This is a genomic window from Ruegeria sp. AN6, from assembly GCF_056540425.1.
The window spans coordinates 46,248-67,617 of the sequence record NZ_JBQFWR010000012.1 but is presented as its reverse complement, the minus strand read 5'-3'; the positions used below and the strand labels follow the sequence as shown (position 1 = coordinate 67,617).

General features: G+C 58.4%; 19 protein-coding genes and 1 pseudogene. 14 read left to right on the top strand and 6 right to left on the bottom strand.

All coding sequences use genetic code 11. The annotated features are described in order from the left end of the window. The first annotated feature begins 175 nt into the window (after positions 1–175). Positions 176–1,270, top strand: coding sequence for a plasmid replication protein RepC (repC, locus tag ACR0MQ_RS17235; protein WP_480609754.1), 1,095 nt, complete (start codon positions 176–178; stop codon positions 1,268–1,270). Between the two features lie 392 nt (positions 1,271–1,662). Here the strand turns inward: repC and ACR0MQ_RS17230 are convergent, their stop codons facing one another. Then, positions 1,663–2,175 (bottom strand): RES family NAD+ phosphorylase, encoded by a 513-nt coding sequence (locus ACR0MQ_RS17230; protein ID WP_480609751.1) that lies wholly within the window; start codon positions 2,173–2,175, stop codon positions 1,663–1,665. Next, on the bottom strand, positions 2,175–2,525 hold the full coding sequence (locus ACR0MQ_RS17225) for an MbcA/ParS/Xre antitoxin family protein (RefSeq protein WP_480609748.1): 351 nt from the start codon (positions 2,523–2,525) through the stop codon (positions 2,175–2,177). The genes ACR0MQ_RS17230 and ACR0MQ_RS17225 overlap by 1 nt, the downstream gene beginning before the upstream one ends. A gap of 387 nt (positions 2,526–2,912) precedes the next feature. Here ACR0MQ_RS17225 and ACR0MQ_RS17220 point away from each other — a divergent pair, with 387 nt between their 5' ends. The 8 genes and pseudogenes from ACR0MQ_RS17220 (at position 2,913) to ACR0MQ_RS17185 (ending at position 13,416) form a co-directional block, all read left to right on the top strand. Then, positions 2,913–3,845 (top strand): ArdC family protein, encoded by a 933-nt coding sequence (locus ACR0MQ_RS17220; protein WP_480609745.1) that lies wholly within the window; start codon positions 2,913–2,915, stop codon positions 3,843–3,845. Positions 3,846–3,915: 70 nt separating this feature from the next. Further along, positions 3,916–4,305 (top strand): DUF3768 domain-containing protein, encoded by a 390-nt coding sequence (locus ACR0MQ_RS17215; RefSeq protein ID WP_480609742.1) that lies wholly within the window; start codon positions 3,916–3,918, stop codon positions 4,303–4,305. Between the two features lie 268 nt (positions 4,306–4,573). After that, positions 4,574–6,547, top strand: coding sequence for a ParB/RepB/Spo0J family partition protein (locus tag ACR0MQ_RS17210; protein ID WP_480609739.1), 1,974 nt, complete (start codon positions 4,574–4,576; stop codon positions 6,545–6,547). A gap of 76 nt (positions 6,548–6,623) precedes the next feature. Further along, complete coding sequence (locus ACR0MQ_RS17205; protein WP_480609736.1) at positions 6,624–7,217, top strand: regulator; 594 nt, start codon at positions 6,624–6,626, stop codon at positions 7,215–7,217. Next, positions 7,217–7,873 (top strand): DUF6927 domain-containing protein, encoded by a 657-nt coding sequence (locus ACR0MQ_RS17200; RefSeq protein ID WP_480609734.1) that lies wholly within the window; start codon positions 7,217–7,219, stop codon positions 7,871–7,873. The genes ACR0MQ_RS17205 and ACR0MQ_RS17200 overlap by 1 nt, the downstream gene beginning before the upstream one ends. A 104-nt stretch (positions 7,874–7,977) precedes the next feature. Beyond that, positions 7,978–12,246: a strawberry notch-like NTP hydrolase domain-containing protein gene (locus ACR0MQ_RS17195; RefSeq protein ID WP_480609731.1), complete on the top strand. Its 4,269-nt coding sequence runs from the start codon at positions 7,978–7,980 to the stop codon at positions 12,244–12,246. A 14-nt stretch (positions 12,247–12,260) separates the two neighbouring features. Then, entirely contained in the window at positions 12,261–12,608 is a 348-nt protein-coding gene (locus ACR0MQ_RS17190; protein ID WP_480609728.1) for a hypothetical protein, read from the top strand. A gap of 78 nt (positions 12,609–12,686) precedes the next feature. Then, positions 12,687–13,416 (top strand): annotated as a pseudogene (locus ACR0MQ_RS17185) (DUF736 family protein). A gap of 131 nt (positions 13,417–13,547) precedes the next feature. Here the strand turns inward: ACR0MQ_RS17185 and ACR0MQ_RS17180 are convergent. From ACR0MQ_RS17180 to ACR0MQ_RS17170, 3 genes are read right to left on the bottom strand one after another with little or no spacing between them, the layout of a single operon-like run. After that, a complete protein-coding gene (locus tag ACR0MQ_RS17180; protein ID WP_480609725.1) occupies positions 13,548–14,630 on the bottom strand; it encodes a CBASS cGAMP-activated phospholipase in 1,083 nt (360 codons plus the stop codon). Continuing rightward, entirely contained in the window at positions 14,620–15,096 is a 477-nt protein-coding gene (locus tag ACR0MQ_RS17175) for a type II CBASS E2 protein (RefSeq protein ID WP_480609722.1), read from the bottom strand. The genes ACR0MQ_RS17180 and ACR0MQ_RS17175 overlap by 11 nt, the downstream gene beginning before the upstream one ends. Next, the gene (locus ACR0MQ_RS17170; RefSeq protein ID WP_480609719.1) at positions 15,093–16,343 is read right to left on the bottom strand and encodes a nucleotidyltransferase domain-containing protein; all 1,251 of its coding nucleotides are present in this window, start codon (positions 16,341–16,343) and stop codon (positions 15,093–15,095) included. Before ACR0MQ_RS17170 ends, ACR0MQ_RS17175 begins: the two co-directional genes overlap by 4 nt. 151 nt (positions 16,344–16,494) lie before the next feature. Between ACR0MQ_RS17170 and ACR0MQ_RS17165 the strand changes: the two genes are divergently transcribed. Further along, entirely contained in the window at positions 16,495–16,812 is a 318-nt protein-coding gene (locus ACR0MQ_RS17165; RefSeq protein ID WP_480609716.1) for a helix-turn-helix domain-containing protein, read from the top strand. 240 nt (positions 16,813–17,052) lie between these two features. Beyond that, positions 17,053–17,382, top strand: a complete 330-nt coding sequence (locus tag ACR0MQ_RS17160) for an ImmA/IrrE family metallo-endopeptidase (RefSeq protein ID WP_480609713.1) — start codon at positions 17,053–17,055, stop codon at positions 17,380–17,382. Positions 17,383–17,679: 297 nt separating this feature from the next. On the opposite strand, the gene ACR0MQ_RS17155 is transcribed toward ACR0MQ_RS17160, so the two are convergent. Then, positions 17,680–17,889 carry a hypothetical protein gene (locus tag ACR0MQ_RS17155; protein WP_480609710.1) on the bottom strand — a complete coding sequence of 70 codons (210 nt, stop codon included), beginning with the start codon at positions 17,887–17,889 and terminating at the stop codon, positions 17,680–17,682. A gap of 336 nt (positions 17,890–18,225) precedes the next feature. Here ACR0MQ_RS17155 and ACR0MQ_RS17150 point away from each other — a divergent pair, with 336 nt between their 5' ends. From ACR0MQ_RS17150 to ACR0MQ_RS17140, 3 genes are all read left to right on the top strand, one after another. Next, positions 18,226–19,155: a DUF2493 domain-containing protein gene (locus tag ACR0MQ_RS17150; RefSeq protein ID WP_480609707.1), complete on the top strand. Its 930-nt coding sequence runs from the start codon at positions 18,226–18,228 to the stop codon at positions 19,153–19,155. 212 nt (positions 19,156–19,367) lie between these two features. After that, positions 19,368–20,444 (top strand): SH3 domain-containing protein, encoded by a 1,077-nt coding sequence (locus ACR0MQ_RS17145; RefSeq protein ID WP_480609704.1) that lies wholly within the window; start codon positions 19,368–19,370, stop codon positions 20,442–20,444. Between the two features lie 359 nt (positions 20,445–20,803). Then, on the top strand, positions 20,804–21,010 hold the full coding sequence (locus ACR0MQ_RS17140; protein WP_188678824.1) for a hypothetical protein: 207 nt from the start codon (positions 20,804–20,806) through the stop codon (positions 21,008–21,010). Positions 21,011–21,370 lie beyond the last annotated feature (360 nt).

The following is a 21,370-nucleotide window of genomic DNA, read 5'->3' as shown; positions in this document are numbered from 1 at the left end:
GAAAGAGCCCCCCAAGTTCATCCCCGGAGAGCCCAATCTGATCTTAGCACTTTCAGATTTACCAGCTTCTCCCTAACAGTCAACAACAACCGATTCGGTTGAACGATGATTTTTTGTCTTTTCTCAGAAAATCAGGGGATCTGGGCCTTTCCCAACCGGTTGTCGTGAAAAATTCATGGCATTTATTCAAGCATCCGCTTCCTCCGGAGAGCGGACAGGAACGCTGTTGTCCGCGGACAACTCTCACCCCGAGCGTCACATCGTCATTGACACACTTCGCCAGGCCGCCCCGCTGATGGGCCTTAAAGCACCTGTCATTGCCACCCTCGACGCAATGCTTTCGTGCCTGCCCCCAAAGAGACAACACAACACAGTCTTCGCCTCAAATGCCACTCTGGCGTTTCGGAGAAATGGGATTTCCGATCGAACAATTAGACGCCACGCTGCCATTCTCCAAGAGTGCGGCCTTCTTGTTCGCAAGGACAGCTCAAATCGTAAAAGATTCAGCCGCAAAAACGTAGCCGAAGGCACTGTGCTTAGATTTGGATTCGACCTCAGCCCGTTGTTCCAACGCTTCTCGGAAATTGCTTGGCTTGCCATGCAGGCCGTACGCCAAAGCGATCAACTTGCCTACCTAAAGGTCAAAATTAGAGCCGCAGCAAACGAATTGCTCCAGACCGATCCCGAGAGTGTTGAAGCATTATCAGCGATACGTGCCCTTCGCAGAAACCTTTCACTGGAAGATTGCAGCAAATTGTTGGATAGCCTCGACATCACAAACGTAGAAGCTGAACAACCCTGCGAAATCCAAGATGCCCAGGAAGAAAAAATGTCCGGCAATGACGGCCAAAATGTCCGGCACCATCATAACTCAAACAAAGAACATATTGATAATAAGAAACAGAACCAATCGGAAGCACAGTCAGAAGACCACCCTGTCCCACAACTCAGCATTTCGGAAATCCTAAGTACTTGCACCGAAGCTGCCGAGTTTTCACCCGCGCCTGTGAAAACTATATCTGATGTTGTCTCTCACGCTCAAACTCTAGCACCAATGCTTGGGATTGACGCTAGAAATTACCAAGACGCTCAAGAGAAGCTTGGAATAGAGAAAACAGCTTTGACTGTATGGGCAATTATGCAATTCCACGGAAGGATCCAAAAAGTTGGTGCCTACTTCCGTTCAATAACATCAGGAAGAAACAGCTCTGACTTCGACCCCGAACAACTCATCCGGCGACTCTCCCGGTTGCAACCAAAGCTAACTTGAGCAACGAACGACGAGCGAATTCTTGATAGATTTTTCAGATCTCTCCAGGTCCCATGCGAACAATTGTCCGCGGACAATTTCATCCGTAGAAAAGGTCGACTCTGAAAATAGAAACTTACGCTCCTGTCCAGTTATTTGACTTGCGTCGAGATTGGATGTCGTTGAAACCTCGGTTGTCTGGCTAAATTGTCCCGCCCCAAAAAGTTCAGGTACCACTTAAAACCTCAGACTGTACAACCGAAGTTGCCTGACTTGCTTCAATCTATATCTGGCACGAGACCGACAACGTAATCATTCACAGCCACAAACAACATGATTGTAGAACTGCCTCGAATACCAAGTTCACTTCCGACGACCCCCAAGCGATAAGCAACGGACAAAGGCCTCTTGGCTCACATTCGCGATAACCGATCTTCGTCGTCCACGACACTCAGTGCACAGTCGTGGCCACTCCATCGCCAGAGAACGATGTTAAAGTCAGTCGAAGATGCGCCTTTGGCATAGCTTCGGACAAGCAGGCCGGCGAACCCATCTGCAATCAAACTACCAGCGAAATCCTGCGTCGGCACGTTTTGGCCCCCGAGCATCTTTGAGCGCCATCCCGGATCAGCAATTGCTCTTTCCGAAGTGCCATATTGTTCAAGCACCGTCTCATCGCGGGTGTCGAGGATTGGGCCAAGATTTGCGGCGTAGGAGACTAGGATTGTAGGCTGCAGACTGCCGACCTGGTTGACTTCGCGTAGCGCACCAGCCGGATCAACGGCAGTATAAAGGGCAGGGGTGCCTTTTGCATTGAAACGACCACCAAAGAGTTCTGCGCCACGACCGGAGAGCGGTTCACGCGCATAAACCGGATTCAAGGCTCGGTACAGAGGCCCTGCATAGCGCCCGTTGCTTAGCGGCATCAGGTAAAGACACCCGCGTCTACGGCGTCGATATACTCAAGAACCTGTTGCGCCTTGCCTTCCTGCACGAGTTGCATAGCCGTCCGACCATCAAACCCAGGCAGGGGTTCTGAACGATACCAGGCATAGGCCATCAGTTCCGAGCCAAAGCGTGGCTCGACCTTGTTGAGGACTTCGACCAGTTCGCGCAAGCGGCGCTGTGTCTTGTCTGAGTTAATCCGCGTGCGGCGTTGCAGGGCGTCTTTGCCAAGGCCCACTGTCATGGCAATCTCTTCGGCCGAGGTTCGAAGTGCTGCCGCAATCTTGCGCGGTTCAAACTGTCCGCTTTCGGCGAAGCTCATAATATGCATCGCATTGCCTCCATCAGTGATTATTACGGTATATAGTGTTATTATTGCTGGATTACAAGAAAAATGAGGGAGGGTGGCTAAAGCTGGGCCACCGATCGGAAAGTGAAAGTGTCCTTTTGGGGTTTGTGACTGACGGAAGAGGGACCTTGGGGTGCTTTTGACGGGTTCGGGCCGGGTTCCGGTCTGTCATTTCCGCAGAAGTGCCTCTCATGAAACCATGTGTCTTAAACATGTTGCGTGCAACAGCTGCCTCGTGACGGCAACGTCTCCCGGATCAGCTATCTCGAACTTACCAACTATCTCTGCGCCAGCATCGTCAACGATCTCAGACCACGCCCTTTCACTTAGTCACGAACTTCCCAACCAACATTCGAAAGGAAGCCAGTCATGGCCCGATCCCGTACGCCTAAATTCGATGCCTCCGAAGTCATAACAAACGAAATCATCCGCATCATTGAGCGCGGTGTCTTGCCATGGCGCAAACCCTGGACAGCTGGTGGCAGCACACGACCGCTACGCGTTGGCGGAGAGCCCTACCAAGGCATCAACAACTTCCTGCTGACAATGCGGACCCTCATGGCCGGCCACAGTTCTCCTTTTTGGATGACGATCCCGCAGGCCAACGCGCTGAATGCCAAGGTCCGAAAGGGCGAAAAGTCTTCCGTGGTAGTCTACTATGGTCATAGCCGGACAAAAGGGGAGGGGGGTGACGACGCCGACGATGGTGATGTTGACGGGACTCGAGTCTTTCGCTTCCAGAAATCATACCGTGTATTCAACGCCTGCCAGATCGAAGGGCTTCCGGACAGTTTCCACCCTGAACAAAATGCTGAGCCGGAACACCCGCCTGCAAAACCAATCCAACACATACAGCAGTTTTTTGATGCCATCGACATCACCACGGTTTTCTCAGGCACAGAGGCCTACTATCTGGCGCCGGTAGACAAGGTCTACATGCCATCCATCACGCGGTTTCAGGATCCAAGACGCTTCTACGGGGTCTGGGCCCATGAACTGGCCCATGCGACCAAGGCACCCCATCGGTTGAACCGGGATTATGGCCTTACCCAATTTGGCAACACTTCGTACGCCCGCGAAGAGATCGTGGCGGAACTGACGTCTTGCTTCCTGGGGCAGGAGCTTGGTTTTTCTGCGCATACGCTCGAGATGAACGCCTCTTACCTCTACAGCTGGTTGCGCGTCTTACGCTCGGACAAAAACGCGATCTTCAAGCATGCAGCAGATGCGCAGCGCGCTTGCGACTACCTGATCGCAAGGTCTGAGGCGGGTAGGGCCGTGGAAACCGATCAGGCCGCTTGAGATGAATTGTTCAGGCAAAGGGAAAGAGGGCTTTGGGAAGGGTGTTTCAAACTTCTCAAAGGAGAACCCTATGACCGACACCGCACTGCCTGTGACAGACCGTCCGAACCCTGCTGTGCTTGCCACGCAGAACGACGCTTTTCGAAAGCAAGCCTGCCTCGGAATCCCACCAGAGCACCCCATTCCGGGTCGGATGCATGTGACCCGTTCGTTGATCGAGGCCGGAGATGGTTTCATGGCCGAGGCGGTAAAAGCCGCTGGGGAGTTCGACACGTTCGAACCCAAGAACGATCCGGATGGATGGCACGACTTTGGTGCCGTCGAAATCCGCGGTGAAACGGTGTTCTGGAAAATCGATCTCTATGAGGCCAGCTCCGACTTCCGCTACGGCGCGGAGGCACCGGACAATCCTGAAACCACCATACGCGTGCTCACCATCATGATGGCGAGCGACTGGTAGGGCAGGGAGCATTCCCAAGATCACTGCTTCAATAACTCAGGCCCGCTGATCCCACAAAGGGAGAGTGGGCCTTTTGCTTTTGTGAGCAGTTTTCGAACTTTGTGGATCGCCTTTTGCGTCCGAACGCGTTTGCCGAGCAAACGCTGCCTCGGTCGCGGCGGCGATGCATCAATCAAGTTGGTTCGAAAACGCTCGAGATCCCCAATCCCGGGGATTGGTCGCGCTGTTGATCGCGCAGGCCTCACAAATCCATTGAGAAGGACACCCCATGACCGCAAGTTTCAAACCCTTATCCGTTGCAATCGGCGATCTGGTCGCTCACCCCGCCAACGTACGGAGCAATTCCCCGGAGAGTTACGCATCCGAGAACATCGCGCATCTCAAGGCCAGCATCGCCGTGCTGGGCCTGCTCCAGCCGCTGCTGGTGCAGAAGATCGATGGCAAATTTGCCGTACTCGCCGGTGGGCGTCGGCATGCCGCGTTGAAAGAACTGGCTGCGGACAAAGTGGCGAAGGGTTTCTCGGCCAAGACCAAGATCGATTGCCGCCTCGTGCCCGAGGATTGCGACGTGACCACGGCACTGTCGCTCGCCGAGAACATTACCCAGGCACCGATGGGGGCGATTGACGAATTCGAGGCCTTTGCGCGCATGATGGGTGTCGATGGGCAGACGCCGGAGACCATCGCAAAGACCTTCGGCACCACAGTTGCTGCCGTCAAAAGCCGGTTGCGCTATGGTCTGATCCACCCTGACATCCGTGCCGCCGCGCGTGCCAAATCCATCACGCTCGATACGATGAAGGCCTTTGCCGAACATCCGAGCCAGGAGGTGCAGCACGAGGTCTTCGAGGCGCTGACGAAGGAAGGGGGTTATCTGCAGGCTTATACAGTGCGACAGGCGCTGAAATCCCGCGGCGTCCAGGTCAGTGACGATATCGGGACCTTCGTGCGTGAGGATTATGAGGCACGTGGTGGTGCCATCGCGGCCGATCTTCTGGAAGAGCATTCGGTGCTCGAGGATGCGGAGCTCGTCGAGACGATCCTGCTGGAAAAGCTTACCGCCGCAGCTGAGGAGGCCCGCGAGAAGATGGGATTTGCCTGGGCCGATGCGGTTGTGCGCTATGATTATTCGGAAATGGCCGATTATGGCCGGGTATATCCCGGACCCATTGAGCCTGATGAACAAGCGCAGGCGCGCATCGACGACATCACTGCCGAACTCGAGAAACTGCAGCTCGAAATGGAAGATGAAGGGCTTGATGATGACGCCTACAACACGCTCTACGAACGCGTGGATGCTCTGGAAGACGAAGCGCGAGATCTGCAAGAGGCCTATAGCACCGAAGATCTTGCGCGCGCTGGTGTGATCGCGTCGTGGTCCAACGGGCAGGTGACGCTCCATGCGGGTCTCGTCCGCCCCGAGGACAAGCCTGAGGTGCCAGACAGCTCCACCGGGGCATCTGCTGGGAAAGCGGAGGCAGATGCCGGCGAGATCAGCTATCCGGCCTCGCTCGCGGAAGATCTCAAGACCGAGCGGGCCATGGCCCTTGGCGCCGCCATGGCGATGCATCCGGAGGCGACGCTCGATCTGACGCTTTTCAAGCTGGTGAGTGACGTTCTCTGCCGTGGCATGAGCGTCACGACCGCCATCAAGCTCGATGCGCGCAAGGAGTATCGCAACCATGCCAAGATGGATGACATTGACGGCACCTCGCTCGAGCAGGTGGCGGAGGCGCATGATGCGCTCGATCTGTCCTGGCTCGATGAGGCCCGGTCGCCTGCCGATCAGTTTGCGGCGTTCCGTGCACTGAAGCCGGGCGAAAAGGCCAGACTCGTCGCCTTTGCTGCTGCCAGCACCACGCAATCCTGCTTTGCGCGGGACCGGCAGCGCGACAGCCTGATGCATGATTTTGAGATCGAGATTATGCCCGACATTCGCGCGCACTGGACGCCAAATGCGGCGCTGTTCAACCGGTTCAAGAAGGCCTGGCTCCTGAAAATTCTCGGCGAGGATCTCGGCCTTACCCAGGAAGCGGTCACGTTGGCTTCTTCAAGCAAGAAGGAGATTGTCGCCTTTTGCGGCAAGCTCTTCGCCGAGCCTTTCGCCACGCTCACGGACGCTCAGCGTGCGGCAGTCGCCGCATGGTGCCCGCCGATGATGCAAACGGCGGGGGTGGCATTCGAGGGTGTCCCCGAGGCTGAGGCGCAGACCACCGAAGACGACGTCGCGGAAGCGGCCTGAACGCTCCATCGACCCGCGCGAGACTCAGTCACCGCGCGGGTCAACTCTCTCCCACACCCAATGGAAAGACAGTCCCATGGCTATTCTCAAATTCTCCGCGTCATCGGTCGCGGCGCAGATCGATCACGCGCGCGCCTGCAAAACCTTCCTGCCCAACTGGAACGGGCCCGTGGACAGGCCCGCTCTGATCTTGATCGTCGGCAATGGCGTGCATCTGCGGTCAAATGGTATCGACGGCACGACCACCCGCATCGTCACAACCAGACAGGCCGATCCCACTTTCGCTTTTGCCGATGGCCTGAACCCGTTTCGTGATCTCGATTGGATGGCACAGCGCCAGACTGCGTTCCGGGACCTCACTGGCCAGTTCTACACCGACATCCTGGACGACGTGCAGGTGCTCATCGACCGGGGGCAGGGAGCGATCCTGCTCGCCACCGACGGGCACAGCATCCGCGTTTTCGCGCGTAGCCCTTCTGACTATCTCATCGGTGGGACCTACGAGGTGCCCTCCGGTCTCGGCGGCACGTTTCGGGTCATTCTCAAGGATGCCTGCGACAGCTTCGCCATCGTCGAGAACAGCGGCAATTGCGAGGATTTCGACGCGATGCAACCCTACCGCGTGCCGCTTGATGCGCTCATGGAAATTGATGACCGGAGGGCGGCATAGTGGGATGGCTTTTCTATACCGACCGCCGCGTCAAATCCTATGCGGATGAGAAGGCGGAGATCACGCGGCTCTGCACATTTGAGACCGACATCCGAAAGACCGAACTGGTCAAAGCCTGCAAGGTCGGCTCGACCTGGTATGCGGCGGCCAAGGTCTCGAACCTCGATGGCTCACCCGTCGAAGACAAAACCTATGTGAGCGATGCCGATGGGTCCATCACCTTCGGGGCTGTCTTCCTCACGCGGTATGACGATGGCTGCTGGGGCTACAAAGACATGGAAGAGAACGCGGGCCCGGTCGAGTCCCGTGCACCACTCAGCCTGTTGGCACTACTGTCCGAGATCAAGGACCCCGACAACTATGCCCATGCCTGGCGTCAGCGTTGTCGGGATTGGGCCACGATTCCGGCGTATGAAGAAGGCGACAAGATCAAACTTGCCGCTCCCGTGACACTGACCGATGGCAGCACCTGTCAGATCGTCACTGCGACGCACTACCGGCGCGGGCAGCAAAAGCGGCGCTGCTATCGCATCGCGGAAACCGGCGGGCTGGTGCGTCTGTCAAAGGCCTCACTCGCGGGATCGGAACTTCTCACCTCGGCGAAAGGTGCCGCGAGCCCGGTTCTCGCCGAGTTCCTGGCGGGGCAGGAGGAGTGACGAGCAAACTGATACATTTCCATTCGAGCCCCCTCCGCACTCCCAAAGTGTAGAGGGGGCTTCTTGTCTTTTGGAACTCAGACCTGACCCAAAGGACAGACCCCATGGCCGTATCCAGCCCAACACATACCGCTCACACTATTTCCGAAGCTGATCTCGTCACGGCGCTGCAGCGGATCGGAGCGGAGATCAATCACCGGCCGCTGCGCAGTTCGGTACTGGCCCGCATCATGCGCACATGCTTTGGCGGCAGCGATGCCAGCGGCGCATGGGACTGGCGCATAGCCTATGACATGATGCAGTCCGCCACGGTTCAAACACTCCTGACAGGTGATGAAGATGTTGACGATATCGCCTCGGCAAAGCTATTCGCATCGCGCCTACTAACGGAAACGCGCCGTTCAGAGCAACAGATCCGGCTGCAGCAATTTTCCACGCCGCTGCCCTATGCGGCCCTGGCGGTGCGGGCAGCGGGAATCCGCAATGGCGAGACCGTGCTGGAACCCTCAGCCGGAACCGGTGCTTTGGCCGCGTTTGTTATCCGCGCGGGCGCAAAAGTGATGCTGAATGAAATCGGCCCTTTCCGCCAACGCCTCCTTCGGGCCGTCTTCGGCACCGATGTGACGGGGCATGACGGCGAGCATATCGACGATCTGCTGCGATCCTCGACCTTGCCTGATGTCGTTGTGATGAACCCGCCCTTCGCCTCTTCGGTCGATCGCTCAAAGGACAGGCATATCGCGGCCAAACACCTCATCGCCGCGGCCAAGCGTCTCGCGCCAGGCGGGCGGTTGGTGGCGATCATGCCGCCGGGGTTCAGCCCGGAACGTGATGACGCGCATTGGGCGCGAGCCTGTGGCATCCTCACCCCGTGCCTTGCGCTGACAATCCCGGGACAGGTGTACCGCAAGCTCGGCACGACAGTTGAAACCCAGCTCATGGTCTTTGACAAGGTGCAGGAGCAGAGCGATCTGATCCGGGCCAGTGTTGACGACCTGGACAAAGCCCTGGGTCATATCGATGCGGTTGCCGCAACCCGGTGCGAGACACGCCCTGTGCAGGCGGCGGCCATGCCATACCCATCAAGGAGTGTTCCCGCGCCTGTCAGACGCAAGCAGCCAGCTGCGATTGCCGCGTCCAAGCCCCGCAGCAATGTGGCCATGCCGCTTACCATTGCGAGCCTAGAGACCCCGCGCGACAATACGCCCGTCTCGGACATCTATGCCCGCTATCGACCGCAGCGGATCAATATCGCCGGGGCGCAGGAACACCCCACGCCGCTGGTCGAGAGCATCGCCATGGCCTCTGTTGCACCACCGGTGCCCTCAAACACGGGTGACGAGGAATTGCGGCTGCCCGCCCGCCTGATCGAGGAAGGGCACCTCTCCGAGGCGCAACTCGAGACGGTCATCATGGCGCATGACGCTCATGGGCGCGATCTGCCCGGGCGTTTCACCATTGATGACGACCAGAGCAAGCTGACACGGGCGGATGACGATCTGGACGCTCAGGCCTATCGACTTGGGTACTTTCTTGGCGACGGCACCGGATGCGGTAAAGGCCGGGAATGCGCGGGGCTGATCCTGGTGAACTGGCTTGCCGGGCGTCGCAAGGCCGTCTGGGTTTCCAAATCGGCCACTCTCATCGAGGACGCCATCCGCGACTGGGCCGATCTCGGGGGCTCGCCGGCTGACATCCAGCCGCTCTCCAAATGGAAGCCGGATCAGCCCATCCCCATGGGGGATGGCATTCTCTTCGTCACCTACGCGATGCTACGATCCGCGGGTAAATGCGGCACCACGCGGCTGAGCCAGGTCCTCGACTGGATGGGAACAGAGTTCAACGGGGTGCTGGCGTTTGACGAGGCTCACGCGATGCAGAACGCCGCCGGATCCGAGCAGGGCAGGGGGGTCAAACCCTCCCAACAGGGTCTTGCCGGCCTGCGGTTACAACTTGCTGCGCCACACGCCCGCGTCTTCTACATCTCCGCCACAGGCGCAACCAGTGTGCACAATCTTGCTTATGCCGCCCGGTTGGGTCTTTGGGGGCAGGGACCAGAGTATCCTTTCCCGAGCCGCGAGAGCTTTGTATCCGCGATGGAGGCCGGTGGCGTCGCCGCCATGGAGGTTGTGGCACGCGATTTGAAGACGCTTGGTCTCTACACGGCCCGCGCGCTCAGTTTCGATGGCGTCGAATATGACGTGCTCGAACACGCACTCACCGCGGCCCAGACCGAGATTTACGATGCCTATGCGGGCGCGTTCCGCACGATCCATCATAATCTCGAGGCGGCTTTGACCGCCACAGGCGTCAATGACGCCTCGGGTAAGACCAATGCCTCCGCCGCGCGCGCATCGGCCAAGTCCCGCTTCGAGAGCACCAAACAGCGGTTCTTCAATCATCTCCTCATGGGCATGAAGGCACCCAGCATAATTCGAGCCATCGAGCAGGATCTGGCGGAGGGCTATGCTTGTGTCGTCCAGGTGGTCTCGACGGGGGAAAGCCTGTTGAAGCGGCGGCTCGAGTCCATGGACCCGGAAGATGAGCTGGTCGAGGGGGCATTGACGCCCCGGGACTACGTGCTGAGCTATCTCGAGCAGGCCTTCCCGATCCATGCCCAAAAGCTCGTCGAGATCGACGGGAACATGGTCGCAGAGCCTTTGCGCGATGAGAATGGCTCGCTGGTTGTCTCGCGCGAGGCGCTGGCCCTGCGGGATGCGGCGATGATGGGCCTGATGACACTGGCACCGATCCCCTCGGCGCTTGATCAGATCCTCTGGGCCTTTGGCGACGAGGCGGTTGCGGAAGTGACCGGGCGTTCCATTCGACCCTTGAAGGCGGAGGATGGTCACCTCTTTATCGAGAAACGCGCCGCCAGCAGCAAGTCATCGGAAACCCAGGCCTTCATGGATGGCGACAAAGATATCCTCATCTTCTCGGATGCTGGCGGGACAGGGCGGTCCTATCATGCCGCAAAGACAGCGAGGAACCAAAAGCGGCGGCGGCACTATCTGTTGGAGCCCGGCTGGCGGGCCGATGCAGCCATCCAGGGGTTGGGCCGCACACATCGCTCGGCGCAGGTCAGCGCGCCCTTCTTCCGGGTCTGCACCTCCGATGTGCATGGCGAAAAACGCTTCACCTCCACCATTAGTAAACGCCTGGATCAACTGGGGGCTTTGACCAAGGGCCAGCGCGAGACCGGTTCGCAGGGTATGTTCCGCGAAGAGGACAATCTCGAAAGCCCGATCGCGCGGGCGGCGCTGCGTGGCTACTACGCCGATCTTGCTGCCGGGCGCGCCGAGGCGATGAGCTATGAGCGCTTCACCGACTGGACCGCGTTGCGGCTGGTCGATGGTGACGGCATTCTGCTAGAAGAGCTCCCCCCGATCCAACGGTTCCTCAACCGGGTGCTGGCGCTGCCGATCCACATGCAGAATGCGCTCTTTGCTGAATTTATGCGCCGTATCGCCGATCAGACCGAACGCGCCCGTGCGGCGGGCACGCTCGATCTTGGGGTAGAAACCCTGCGCGGCGAGAAGATCGAACAGGTCTCGACCGAAGATCTCTGGACTTGCCCGAAATCCGGCGCGGTCACGCGTATCATCGGACTGGAGGTGACGGACCCTGTGTACGTGCTGTCGGCCGAAGAAGCACTCGATCGCAATTCGGACAAGCGGCCGATGATCAACCGTGCCTCCGGGCGCGCAGGTCTGATCTCGGCGCTGCCCATGCAGATGTATGACGAAGACACCGTCACGCTGATGCGCAAGGCGGTGCGGCCGAATGGCTCCAGCTATCTCGAGGAGACCCGTTTTGAGGCCTCCGCCTGGGAGGAGATCGGGAAGCTCGAGTTTATCCGTCTTTGGGAGGAGGAGGCCGCCGCCCTGCCAAAAACCTCAACCACCAAGCTCTTCCTTTTGACAGGGTTGCTGCTGCCCATCTGGAAAGACATACCGACCACAAACGAGCGCATCTATCGGGTTACGCCTGATGGCGGCACCAGCATGATTGGGCGAACGCTGAGCGAGGAAGGGGCGGCGGCCCTGCGCGCGCGGTTCCTCGTCCTGGAACCGCAAACGCCGCAAGAGATGCTGGCCGCTGTGCTTGGCACCACGGCATCTGTCGATCTGGGCCGGGGTTTGTCGCTGACGCGCCGCCGTGTCGCCGGCGAGATGCGTCTCGAGTTGAGCGGTGCCGACAGAGGCATGATCGACGGCCTGAAGGCGTTCGGGTGTTTCACGGAGATCGTCGCCTTCCAGCTGCGGGTGTTCCTGCCGCACGGAGACGGTGTCGACACAGTTGGCATTCTGTCCCGGATCGTGGGCACAGGCACAGATGCCGCCCAAGATACGGCATCTTTGGCGGCAGAATAGGGAAGGAGGCAAGCATGACACTTGATGAGATCAAATCCGCCGTGGATGCAGGCCAGATAGTCCATTGGGCCAACACCAGTTACCGCGTGCACAAGGACCGCCTGGGTCAGTATCTGATCACCTATGTCCCGAATGGTAGCAGTATCGGGCTGACCGACCGAAGCGGGCAACGGTTGAACGGGGATGAAGCAGAGTTCTTCATCGAAGGTTCGGAGGGTGACGATGAGGAACACCCGAACAGCCGACGTGAGGCAGTAGGCAGGGGAGGGCGTTTCACAAGGCGGAGAGGCAGTGCGACGCTGTCTGCGGATGCGCCAGCTGAAAGGTCGGCAGGAAAGGAAAGGGGACTTTGGGTTTTGTGATCCCATGAGGGGTCGAAAAGCAATCCCGGTGGCGCTGATCAGAGGTCAGGCACCGGCACAAACTGAAGGAAATGACCCATGTTCGCAGGAACCCTGACCAAAAAACGTTGAAACCGCCGCAACCGCTTACTCCGGTATGATCCACAGCAGCCGCTTTGACATCGCCATCCAGCTGGAAGCCCGCAGCAAAATGTCCGAACGCAGCCCGGACTTTGATGTGACCGCCGTCAACAAGTCGGGTCGCAAGGTGCGTATCGGTACCGCCTGGAACGAGACCGGCAATACCAGCGGCAACCATTACATCTCGATGCAGATCGATGTTGGCCTGGGCCCGTTCCGGGTCAACGCCGTACAGACCAAAGAGGCTCGTGAGGCGAAAAGCGATGAATTCGAGATCATCCCACTGGTCTCAAACGGTATCATGAAGTCTGGCTCGATCTCGGGCGAGCTCACCGCGATGGACGCCGACAATGCCTTCGCAGGCTACATCGCCAACATGATGTTCGATCTCGACTTCACGCTGATCCAGAACGACTTCAAATCTGAGGACACGCATCCCGACTATCGGATCGAGATCAGTTCACCGCGCGGCAAGCCGATCCGCGTTGGCTCGGCCTGGATGGCCAAGAGTGCTCGCACCAGCAACGACTACCTGTCGCTGCTGATCAACACCCCCGATGGCGATCTGCGCGTCAACGCCGTTCAGAACGAAGAGCAGCGTGGTGGTCAGACCTTTTCGATCATCCCGTTCATCGACAGTGGGGAACAGCCGCAGGACGCGGGCGCGGGGTTGTCTCTGGTCGCCTGACGAGAGCATGAGCCTGAGCCTTCGAGCAGCAGGGGGAGCCGTGGGTCACACGGTTCCCCTATTCCAGCGTTGCTGTGGTTGAGAGATGGCGTGATGAGCCGGCCCATTTCGGTCATTGAAACGCTATTTGGCTAATAGCTGCTCATGCCATGTGTGCTGACTTCCAACTTACCATTTTGAACATGCGTCGGCGGGCCTTTTTCGCGTTGCAGAAACATCTGAGATATACTTTGACCTGATGCTTCAGCTAGAGACCTTGCGACGGGAGGCATCTCGGCCAATGCCCTGTCAACGTTATCCATTCCGATCCGGTTGGCCACCTCGGGTGCATCGAGACGGATCATGTTAGAACGTCCTATCAAAAGCCCGGCCTGTCCAAGTGCGTTGTGAGACTGAGCTCTCATGGCACAAGTCACGAATGCACCAGCCCAAATTAGCTTTCCTCCAACCCGGTGCCACCAGCGCATCCGGTATGTTTCCTGACCGCATCCAAGGCTCAAGAGCCTGACTTGGGTACGATCAATATCAAAGCAAGTCATCGCGTCTACCAAACCGATCATGGCCGGATTGTTGGCCCAGATACCGCCGTCCGCGAACACGTAGCCATTCCTCTTAACCGCTGCGAAGATCGTGGGCGCTGCCGCTGTGGAGAGCCCAACATCTACGAGTCGTTCATGCCGGTCTTTCTTGTAGTCCGGGTGGTGCGGGGTCTTGAACACATAAGGTTCGCCATACCGACCGTCGAATGACGGAATGCAGGTGGGGATGGTCGAAGACCCAAAGAACCCATCGCCAAATTCCCGGCGGAGCTCTTTCTCCAGGTTGCCCCGATCATATGGTGTGAACGCCCAGCCCGCCCAGCCACGGAGCCACCGGGTTAGACGATTGCCGGGGAAGATGAAACGGCCACGTTCGATATAGAGCTTGGAGATCTCCTGGGCCGATTTACCCTGGCCCAGCCCCAACGCGATGATACCGCCGGTTGACGTCCCAACGATCATGTCGAAGTGCTTGCCGATGGGCTCTCCGTCCAGGAAACGTTTCTCGATCTCGGCCAGGATCAAACACGGCAGAATACCCAGGATACCACCACCATCGATAGAAAGTATGTTGAACGGCTTCCCCGACGGCCACGGTTGGACGGGTCTGAGCGTCTGCCTGGTTCCATCAGAACGGCGTGGAACAGTGTGGTCATATTCGCTGTCACGCGGCATGGTCTTCACCTTTCTCGGACCCATCTTCGTCGTGGCGTCCACCGCCTATCCACCGACCAGTCATTTCCCAGAACTCGTAGGCGGCAAGCCATCGAACCGCCCAGCCAACGGTGGTACGGCTAATGAGCATGGTCCGGTCCCACTCTTTTGCCTTGGGGTCGAATAGGCATAGCGGCGACAGCCTGATGTCCGGCGGTTCGAAATAGACGTGTGGGAGCGGTGATTCCTCTTCAGCATCCCAATTCGGGACTAGGGAGGGCCTTAGGACACGAACCACGGGCATACTGCGGTATTGCTCGTGCCGCCGGGCCATGGGTAAGCCATATTCGATGCTTACGTGAAACTGCCGCTCTAGCCCCCTCAGGTTGCCGAACCAGATCACGGATTGCGGCCCAAGTCCCAGGGCCGCTTGGAACTGTGGCCAATCCCGGTGCATGGCGTTGACCTGTGCTAGCAGGGATCTCATGAACGCCTCCACTTGGTGCCATAGAAGGTCGAGGGCTTAACAGCCGGTTTGGCCCTGGCGATTGCCGGGCTCATGGCGAGGCCACCGAGGGCACCAAAATCGTGTCGACCGCTGCGGATTGCCTCACCAATATCTCGCTCCAGGTCGTCTACCACCGACTGGCCAATATCTTCCCCGAACATCGCCTTCAGTGTGTCACGCCGATCACGCAGCGACCGATTATCATTCTGAAGCACCGCGAGCTGATCCAGAAACAGCCGCATATCTGCGATCATCCTGTCCTGGGCGGCTTGGTTTTCCGGCCAGCGGTCCGTGAACACATCACCAGGGCATCGTGGGTTTTCGACATGGATCAGTTCCCCAACGCTCTTCGCCCAGAGTAGGCGGTCGAGAATGTGCTGTGCGGTGACCCTGAGATTCTGGCCGATTGTTCGACCCGCCTCGGCCACTTCCAGAGTAAGGCAACTCAACATCACAGAAGCAGGCATACGGCCATCTCTGGTGGCCCACCGGATATTGCGGTTCCTCTTGATCAGTTGCAGCGCCACTGTGACCGCTGATTTGCCGCCTACGACGGTAGAGTGTTCGGGCACCGGCAGCGAGTCGGCATCTTTCTGCATCACGACCAAGCCACGGTCGGCCTTGAGCGCCCGACGGGCATATTCCTGTTGGAACGACAGATCGACGGGGCAAGTCATGTTGTATTCGTCGGCGAACCCAAAGCTGTTAGTTAGCACCTTGTGGTCTCGACTGCGGGGCTCTTCAGGCTTCGAATGATAGATAAAGCTCTGACGCGGATCGAATTCGTTGATCAGTTCGGCAGGCGACAGATCGAGGTGCATCCCGTCAGCGTAGTGAACCGTCACGCACCGTGTCTGACGTTCTGTCATGTCGTAGTAGCGTGAACCCGGCTCCCCCCGCATCGCTTCGTAGAGCAGATCCAGTGCCTGCCAAGGTGCCAAGCCAGGGTTCATCAACTCGACAATAATGTCGATGTCGAATCCCTCGAACCTGAGCTTTGCCCGAATGGTCGCCCCAATGGCCACCGACCCCTGTTGATAAAACAACCGGACTTTTCCCTTCAGCGGGCTTCCGTCTCGTTCTAGGTGCTTTTCGATAGTTTCTTTTCGCTCAGCCAGGAGAGCATGCATGCTAGGCGGAAGTTCGATTTTGATGGCCACTGCCGCCAACATCTGCTCTGAAACGCTCTCCCATGGCGTTGTGGGACTACCCAGGTGCTTGTTCATGCTCGGCCTCGTTGTTCCGTTTCGCCGCAGTTGACTAGTGTCCCACGACGTGATTCAAGTGTTTCATAGGCTGGACATTAACCGGGCAGCAACGATCTGTCCAGTATGTGAAACACTAATGCCAGCCTAAGGGACACTTGGGAGAACAACCATGGATGTAAGTGATCTAGGTGCGCTGCTCAGTCGGAAGCGTGGAAACCAAGGGATTCGGGCGGCAGCAAAGGAAATAGGGATCAGCCCCTCGACCCTCTCGCGGATTGAAAAGGGACACGTGCCGGATGTGGGCACACTCGAAAAAGTGTGTGCTTGGTTGGAGGAAGAGCCTTCGAAATTCACTGGAGTTGGTAATCTACAAATTGCCTTCAAGAACAAGAAGGCAATGCCACCCACGACTGCCAAATCGCTGGCAAACCTGATTGAGGCTGCGTCCAAGCAGTTCGCTGATGAAGTGGATGCAAGGGGGCACTAGTTGGCATTTCGTAGGGGTTTCAAATCACAGTGCGAGCGACGTTCAGTAGAATATCGTAGACAGCTTGGCTTAGACCAAACTGAGCCTTTGGCGGCGGAACGCCTTGCCAGTCACCTTGGCGTCACGGTTTGGTCCGTTGCAGACGTTGCTTCTCTTGGTATCGAAGACCTTAACATACTGAGTGATGAAGCAGATGACTCCTGGTCCGCGCTAACGATGAGAATTGGGAAGGACAACTTGGTGATCTACAAGCCCGTCTCGTCCGAAGGCAGACGAAACAACGTCATCATGCACGAATTATCTCACACCATTCTCGGTCACGATCTGGCGGATGCGTGCATAATGGACGACGGATCACTGGTGCCGGGAAATTTCGATCAGAACCAGGAAGACGAAGCGGATTGGCTTGCTGGAACGCTTTTGCTCCCAAGACCTGCGCTGATGTCCATCCGACGTTCCAGGCTCAAGGATGAAGCTGCCTGCCGACGGTATCTTGTGAGCCAAGAGATGCTAACCTGGCGCTTTCGAATGACAGGGGTAGATTACCAATTAGCCCGCCGCCGAGCCTGAAGTTTATTGCAGCGCAAGAGCAATAAATCAGTCAAAATCACATAAGTGAGCAGGGTATAGGTGCTGGTAACCTCGACTGCCTAGTCCAACCGTATGATCACATCGTCTTCGGAAGGCTGGGAGTGTTTAGCAGGTCATTTCGTCTTTTGGCGAGTTGCGCCGAGATTTCTGTAAAGCAGACATTGGTTTCTGGCGCAGCGAATGTCGGCTCTCCGTCCGGTTTTGAGGGATGTCGTGCGTACAAATGAAGCATGACAAACCAGTCTTCGCGTGTGAGTGCGAGACAACCAACCTGATCTAGCCTTCCGGCCTCTCCTGCTCGGCTTCGCGTGTCGCAGGCGAGAACGGCCCTGCGGTCCGTCGCGCATTCGGACATGCGTCCTCATCGCGACGTCGCACCCGGCATCCCGGTTTGCCCGCCTCGCGAGCACGTCGCTCCCCGGCCGCTCCGCCGGATTGCGCTCTGGTCTGTTTTGGCCCAAGGCCAAAACGATCCTGCCGCTGCATCCGTCTTCCGCGTCCGGTCGCGTCGTTTGCCTGCTCGCGTCGGGCAAACCTACCGTCAAAACACACACACATGAGCGTGGAAGCATATCCTCCGGATGGCCCCCAAATCAGCCCGCCTCAAGGATCGCAAAACTTTTCGGCAGAGGCTGTGCGGGTGGAGAAGGCGGTCCAGTGCACGAGGGCGCGCGTGTTTTTCATGTCGCGCCCGGAAAACTTTTGCGCCCGGCACGCCGGCGGCTGCGCCGTCCCTGACCCGAACAGATTCGGAGAACCAGAAATTCGGCCATGCCACCACGCTCACGTGGTGGTCGAACATTCGAACTCTGGAGACCAGACATGGCATACGATCAAGCGAACACCTATGAGACCATCGAACTTTTTGGACTGACCGAGAAAGACGCTCAGCTGCCGATCCCCGAAGATGACATTCTGAAAGATAATATCATCCGCGAGACCTTCGAGACGCTGCTCGGTCAGCTGCGCGACACCGGGCTTGAGGCGGAAATCGAACCGCTCGCCCACGGGCTGGCGACGATCCTGCAGCGGCGCAAGGTTGCGCTCGGCAAGGAGGTCGACCGCACAGCCGACAAGATTGGCGCGCTGGCAAAATCTCACGACGGATCAGAGATCGCCGAGACCGCTCTGGAAGAGGCCCAGGCCCGCTTCCTGCACCTGCGGGAGATCGTCGGCGCCATCGAGGTGATGAGCGAGGCGGCGGCGGAATGCTACGAGATCGAAACGGGTCTTGCCTTCATCCCCGCAGCGGGATCGCGCGCCAGTGCGCGCGCGCAGCAGACGGGAGCAATCTTTGAAGCACGCCAGCTGCTGGAGCAGCATGATCGTGAGACGGCCGAAAAGTCGAAGGTCGAAGGAGTGCCCCTGATCGTCTCGGGTGCCACCGACTGGACCGATATCGACATCATCTTCAACACGCTCGACAAGGTTCGCGACCGGATCAAGCAGAACCGCAATCAGGATATCTTCCTCTGCCACAAGGGTGGCAAGCACGGGGCGGAAATGATCGCGGCTCGCTGGGCGCGGGCGCGGGGCATTGCGCAGGCGCGGTTCGATCCGCGCTGGTCCGCACATGGCCGGGCGGCTCCGTTCAAATGCAATGACGAGATGCTGGACGACAAGTTCGCGGCGACGGGGGTTGTGCTCTTCGGCGGCAATGGGGTCGCGCTGAACCTCGGTCAGAAGGCGGAAGCGAAAGGTCTGACGGTCATGCGGGTTGCTGATCCGGTGAAGAAGACGACAGAGACGTAAAATGAGAGGGTCGCCTTCGGGCGGCCCTTTTGTTGTTTCAGCGGTGGCACTCGCAATTCAGATGCGCGACTACGCTCAACAGCAATGGCTGACACCAGCCATCTCGTTTCCCAGCTGCCTTGACGGTATCTCGATGTAATCTCGGTCTATTGTGTTGGCGGTGCAAATGACATTTGTTGTGTTGCATACCATTATTGCAGGTTTTTCTTTGGATGCCCTTTTCTCCGGAACGCACACAAGAAATCCAATCGCGCATTGATGCTCGGCTGCGCTCCGGGCAGGCAAACGATTGGGAGGTGTCGTTTCTCACAAATATGGCCGAACGGTTTCAGCGGTATGGGACCAGAACGCGCCTGAGTAAGGCTCAGTATGCCAGCCTGCACAAAGTCCTGAAACTGGAACGAGAAAAACCGGCCCAGACGAGGGAGGGTGCAGACGGCCGTATTTCGCAACCAGCGCCAAAGCGCGACTCCAGATCCGGTCAGATGAGACCCCGTCCGAACTCCGTGATCCGTGCGATCAAAGCACCTCGGCGTGCCGTGCGCAGGGCGCAACGCCAAATTATGGTTCCGGTGGTTGTCGCCGTCGCGTTTATTGCGTTGGTTGTGTCTTTTTTTGAGTCATCAACGTCGCGGTCCACAGCTTACAGTCCTTCAGCGAGACCCACATCTCAAACGACGAAAGGCGCTTACGTCTACGTAACAGGTACACGTGTCAACCAACGTGCCGGGCCGTCTACCGCGAATGCCGTGATGGGCGTTCTGAGCGAAGGGACGCGCGTCGAAAAGCTTCGCCATGAAGGGCAGTGGACGCAAATTCGATCAAACCTGGGAATGGGCTGGATGGCGTCCAGCTTTCTGTCTTCGGTCGCGCCTGCTGTCGCGCGATCAGCCGCGCCGGACCGGTCCATTCGCGCCAGCGATATTCGGATCATTGATGGTGATACGATCGATGTTCGGGGCATGACAGCGAACGTGCGTCTCGTTGGGTTCAATACGCCGGAGACGTGGAGACCTTCCTGCGCTGCAGAGCGCCAGCTCGGGGAACGCGCGACAACGCGGCTTGGTCAATTGGTACGGGGTGCGGCGTCGATTGAATTCGAGCGCGTGGCCTGTTCCTGTCGACCCGGGACAGAGGGCACGGATCAGTGCAACTTCGGGCGTTTGTGCGGCTCGTTGATTGTCGACGGTCGGGACGTCGGCGGTACGCTCATTGCTGAAGGTTTGGCTGTGCCGTACCGATGTGGTCGTACCAGCTGTCCCCCACGCCCACAACCTTGGTGCCGGTAACAGGGATATCTGCCCGGCTCCCGCGACGGACCTTCGCTTGCGGCCGAAGAACAGCATATCCCGACCGAGGGCGATCCGGATCAAGACCCCGCGCAGGGAGATGTGATCGCTGCGGCCATGATCTCATCAACTTGATCAGGTCAGTGGCAACTGCGTGGTGTCAGCGATCATCCGGGCCTCTCCTTTTTGCTTATGCATGTGGATCGCACGGGGTCGGCCCGGCCGTACCCTCCGCTTCGCTCCGGCAAGCACAAATACGGTTTCCACGCCGGGGGCCGCGGACCCTCCGCATTTGCGCTTGCGACCGGGCCTCTTGCCCCCGTGCTGTCAGATCCCCATCGCAAAAAGGAGAAACCCAAATGACCAACCACTACGTCGCCACCGTCCCCGTCAAGTTCACCGATAACGACGGCCAGGAGCGCACCCGCTTCCAACGCGTCGGGGCCATGTTCCGCAACACCCGCAACGGGGATGGCTCGGAGTTCTTCAGCCTCAAGCTCGACTTCCCGGTCGCGGTCTCGGAGCTGGTGATGTTCCCGCCCAGCTCGAAGGAACCCCAGGACTAAATCCTCTGGCGAGGAGGGGCCGCCACCCGGCGGCTCTCATCCCTGTTCCAGGGACGCCGTTGCCGGCGGGGCAGGTCGCCAGTCGCGCCCTTCCCGGTGCCGGTCCCGAAGAGGGACCGCGACAGGTTGGCCAACCAGCCTCAAGGGGGCCATCCCCAAAACAGTCAGGCCGGGGCCTGCCGGTTTTGCGGCAGAGATTTGGGCCGAGCCAAATCTGGCTCTCCTTGACCCTGTCTGCCCATCCTGTCGGAGGTGTTTGTTCCCGCCCGCGTTTCCGTCCGAACACATGCGTGTTCGGCCAGATCCGCCGGCGGGTCTTGGTTAGGGTCCCCGTGTGTAATCAGCCGTTGTGTATGTGGG

What these genes read in the sequence shown, in the direction of transcription:
- repC (WP_480609754.1), top strand. Translation starts at nt 176, where the DNA reads ATGGCATTTATTCAAGCATCCGCTTCCTCCGGAGAGCGGACAGGAACG.
- ACR0MQ_RS17230 (WP_480609751.1), bottom strand. Translation starts at nt 2,175, where the DNA reads ATGCCGCTAAGCAACGGGCGCTATGCAGGGCCTCTGTACCGAGCCTTG.
- ACR0MQ_RS17225 (WP_480609748.1), bottom strand. Translation starts at nt 2,525, where the DNA reads ATGCATATTATGAGCTTCGCCGAAAGCGGACAGTTTGAACCGCGCAAG.
- ACR0MQ_RS17220 (WP_480609745.1), top strand. Translation starts at nt 2,913, where the DNA reads ATGGCCCGATCCCGTACGCCTAAATTCGATGCCTCCGAAGTCATAACA.
- ACR0MQ_RS17215 (WP_480609742.1), top strand. Translation starts at nt 3,916, where the DNA reads ATGACCGACACCGCACTGCCTGTGACAGACCGTCCGAACCCTGCTGTG.
- ACR0MQ_RS17210 (WP_480609739.1), top strand. Translation starts at nt 4,574, where the DNA reads ATGACCGCAAGTTTCAAACCCTTATCCGTTGCAATCGGCGATCTGGTC.
- ACR0MQ_RS17205 (WP_480609736.1), top strand. Translation starts at nt 6,624, where the DNA reads ATGGCTATTCTCAAATTCTCCGCGTCATCGGTCGCGGCGCAGATCGAT.
- ACR0MQ_RS17195 (WP_480609731.1), top strand. Translation starts at nt 7,978, where the DNA reads ATGGCCGTATCCAGCCCAACACATACCGCTCACACTATTTCCGAAGCT.
- ACR0MQ_RS17190 (WP_480609728.1), top strand. Translation starts at nt 12,261, where the DNA reads ATGACACTTGATGAGATCAAATCCGCCGTGGATGCAGGCCAGATAGTC.
- ACR0MQ_RS17180 (WP_480609725.1), bottom strand. Translation starts at nt 14,630, where the DNA reads ATGCCGCGTGACAGCGAATATGACCACACTGTTCCACGCCGTTCTGAT.
- ACR0MQ_RS17175 (WP_480609722.1), bottom strand. Translation starts at nt 15,096, where the DNA reads ATGAGATCCCTGCTAGCACAGGTCAACGCCATGCACCGGGATTGGCCA.
- ACR0MQ_RS17170 (WP_480609719.1), bottom strand. Translation starts at nt 16,343, where the DNA reads ATGAACAAGCACCTGGGTAGTCCCACAACGCCATGGGAGAGCGTTTCA.
- ACR0MQ_RS17165 (WP_480609716.1), top strand. Translation starts at nt 16,495, where the DNA reads ATGGATGTAAGTGATCTAGGTGCGCTGCTCAGTCGGAAGCGTGGAAAC.
- ACR0MQ_RS17155 (WP_480609710.1), bottom strand. Translation starts at nt 17,889, where the DNA reads ATGCAGCGGCAGGATCGTTTTGGCCTTGGGCCAAAACAGACCAGAGCG.
- ACR0MQ_RS17150 (WP_480609707.1), top strand. Translation starts at nt 18,226, where the DNA reads ATGGCATACGATCAAGCGAACACCTATGAGACCATCGAACTTTTTGGA.
- ACR0MQ_RS17145 (WP_480609704.1), top strand. Translation starts at nt 19,368, where the DNA reads ATGCCCTTTTCTCCGGAACGCACACAAGAAATCCAATCGCGCATTGAT.
- ACR0MQ_RS17140 (WP_188678824.1), top strand. Translation starts at nt 20,804, where the DNA reads ATGACCAACCACTACGTCGCCACCGTCCCCGTCAAGTTCACCGATAAC.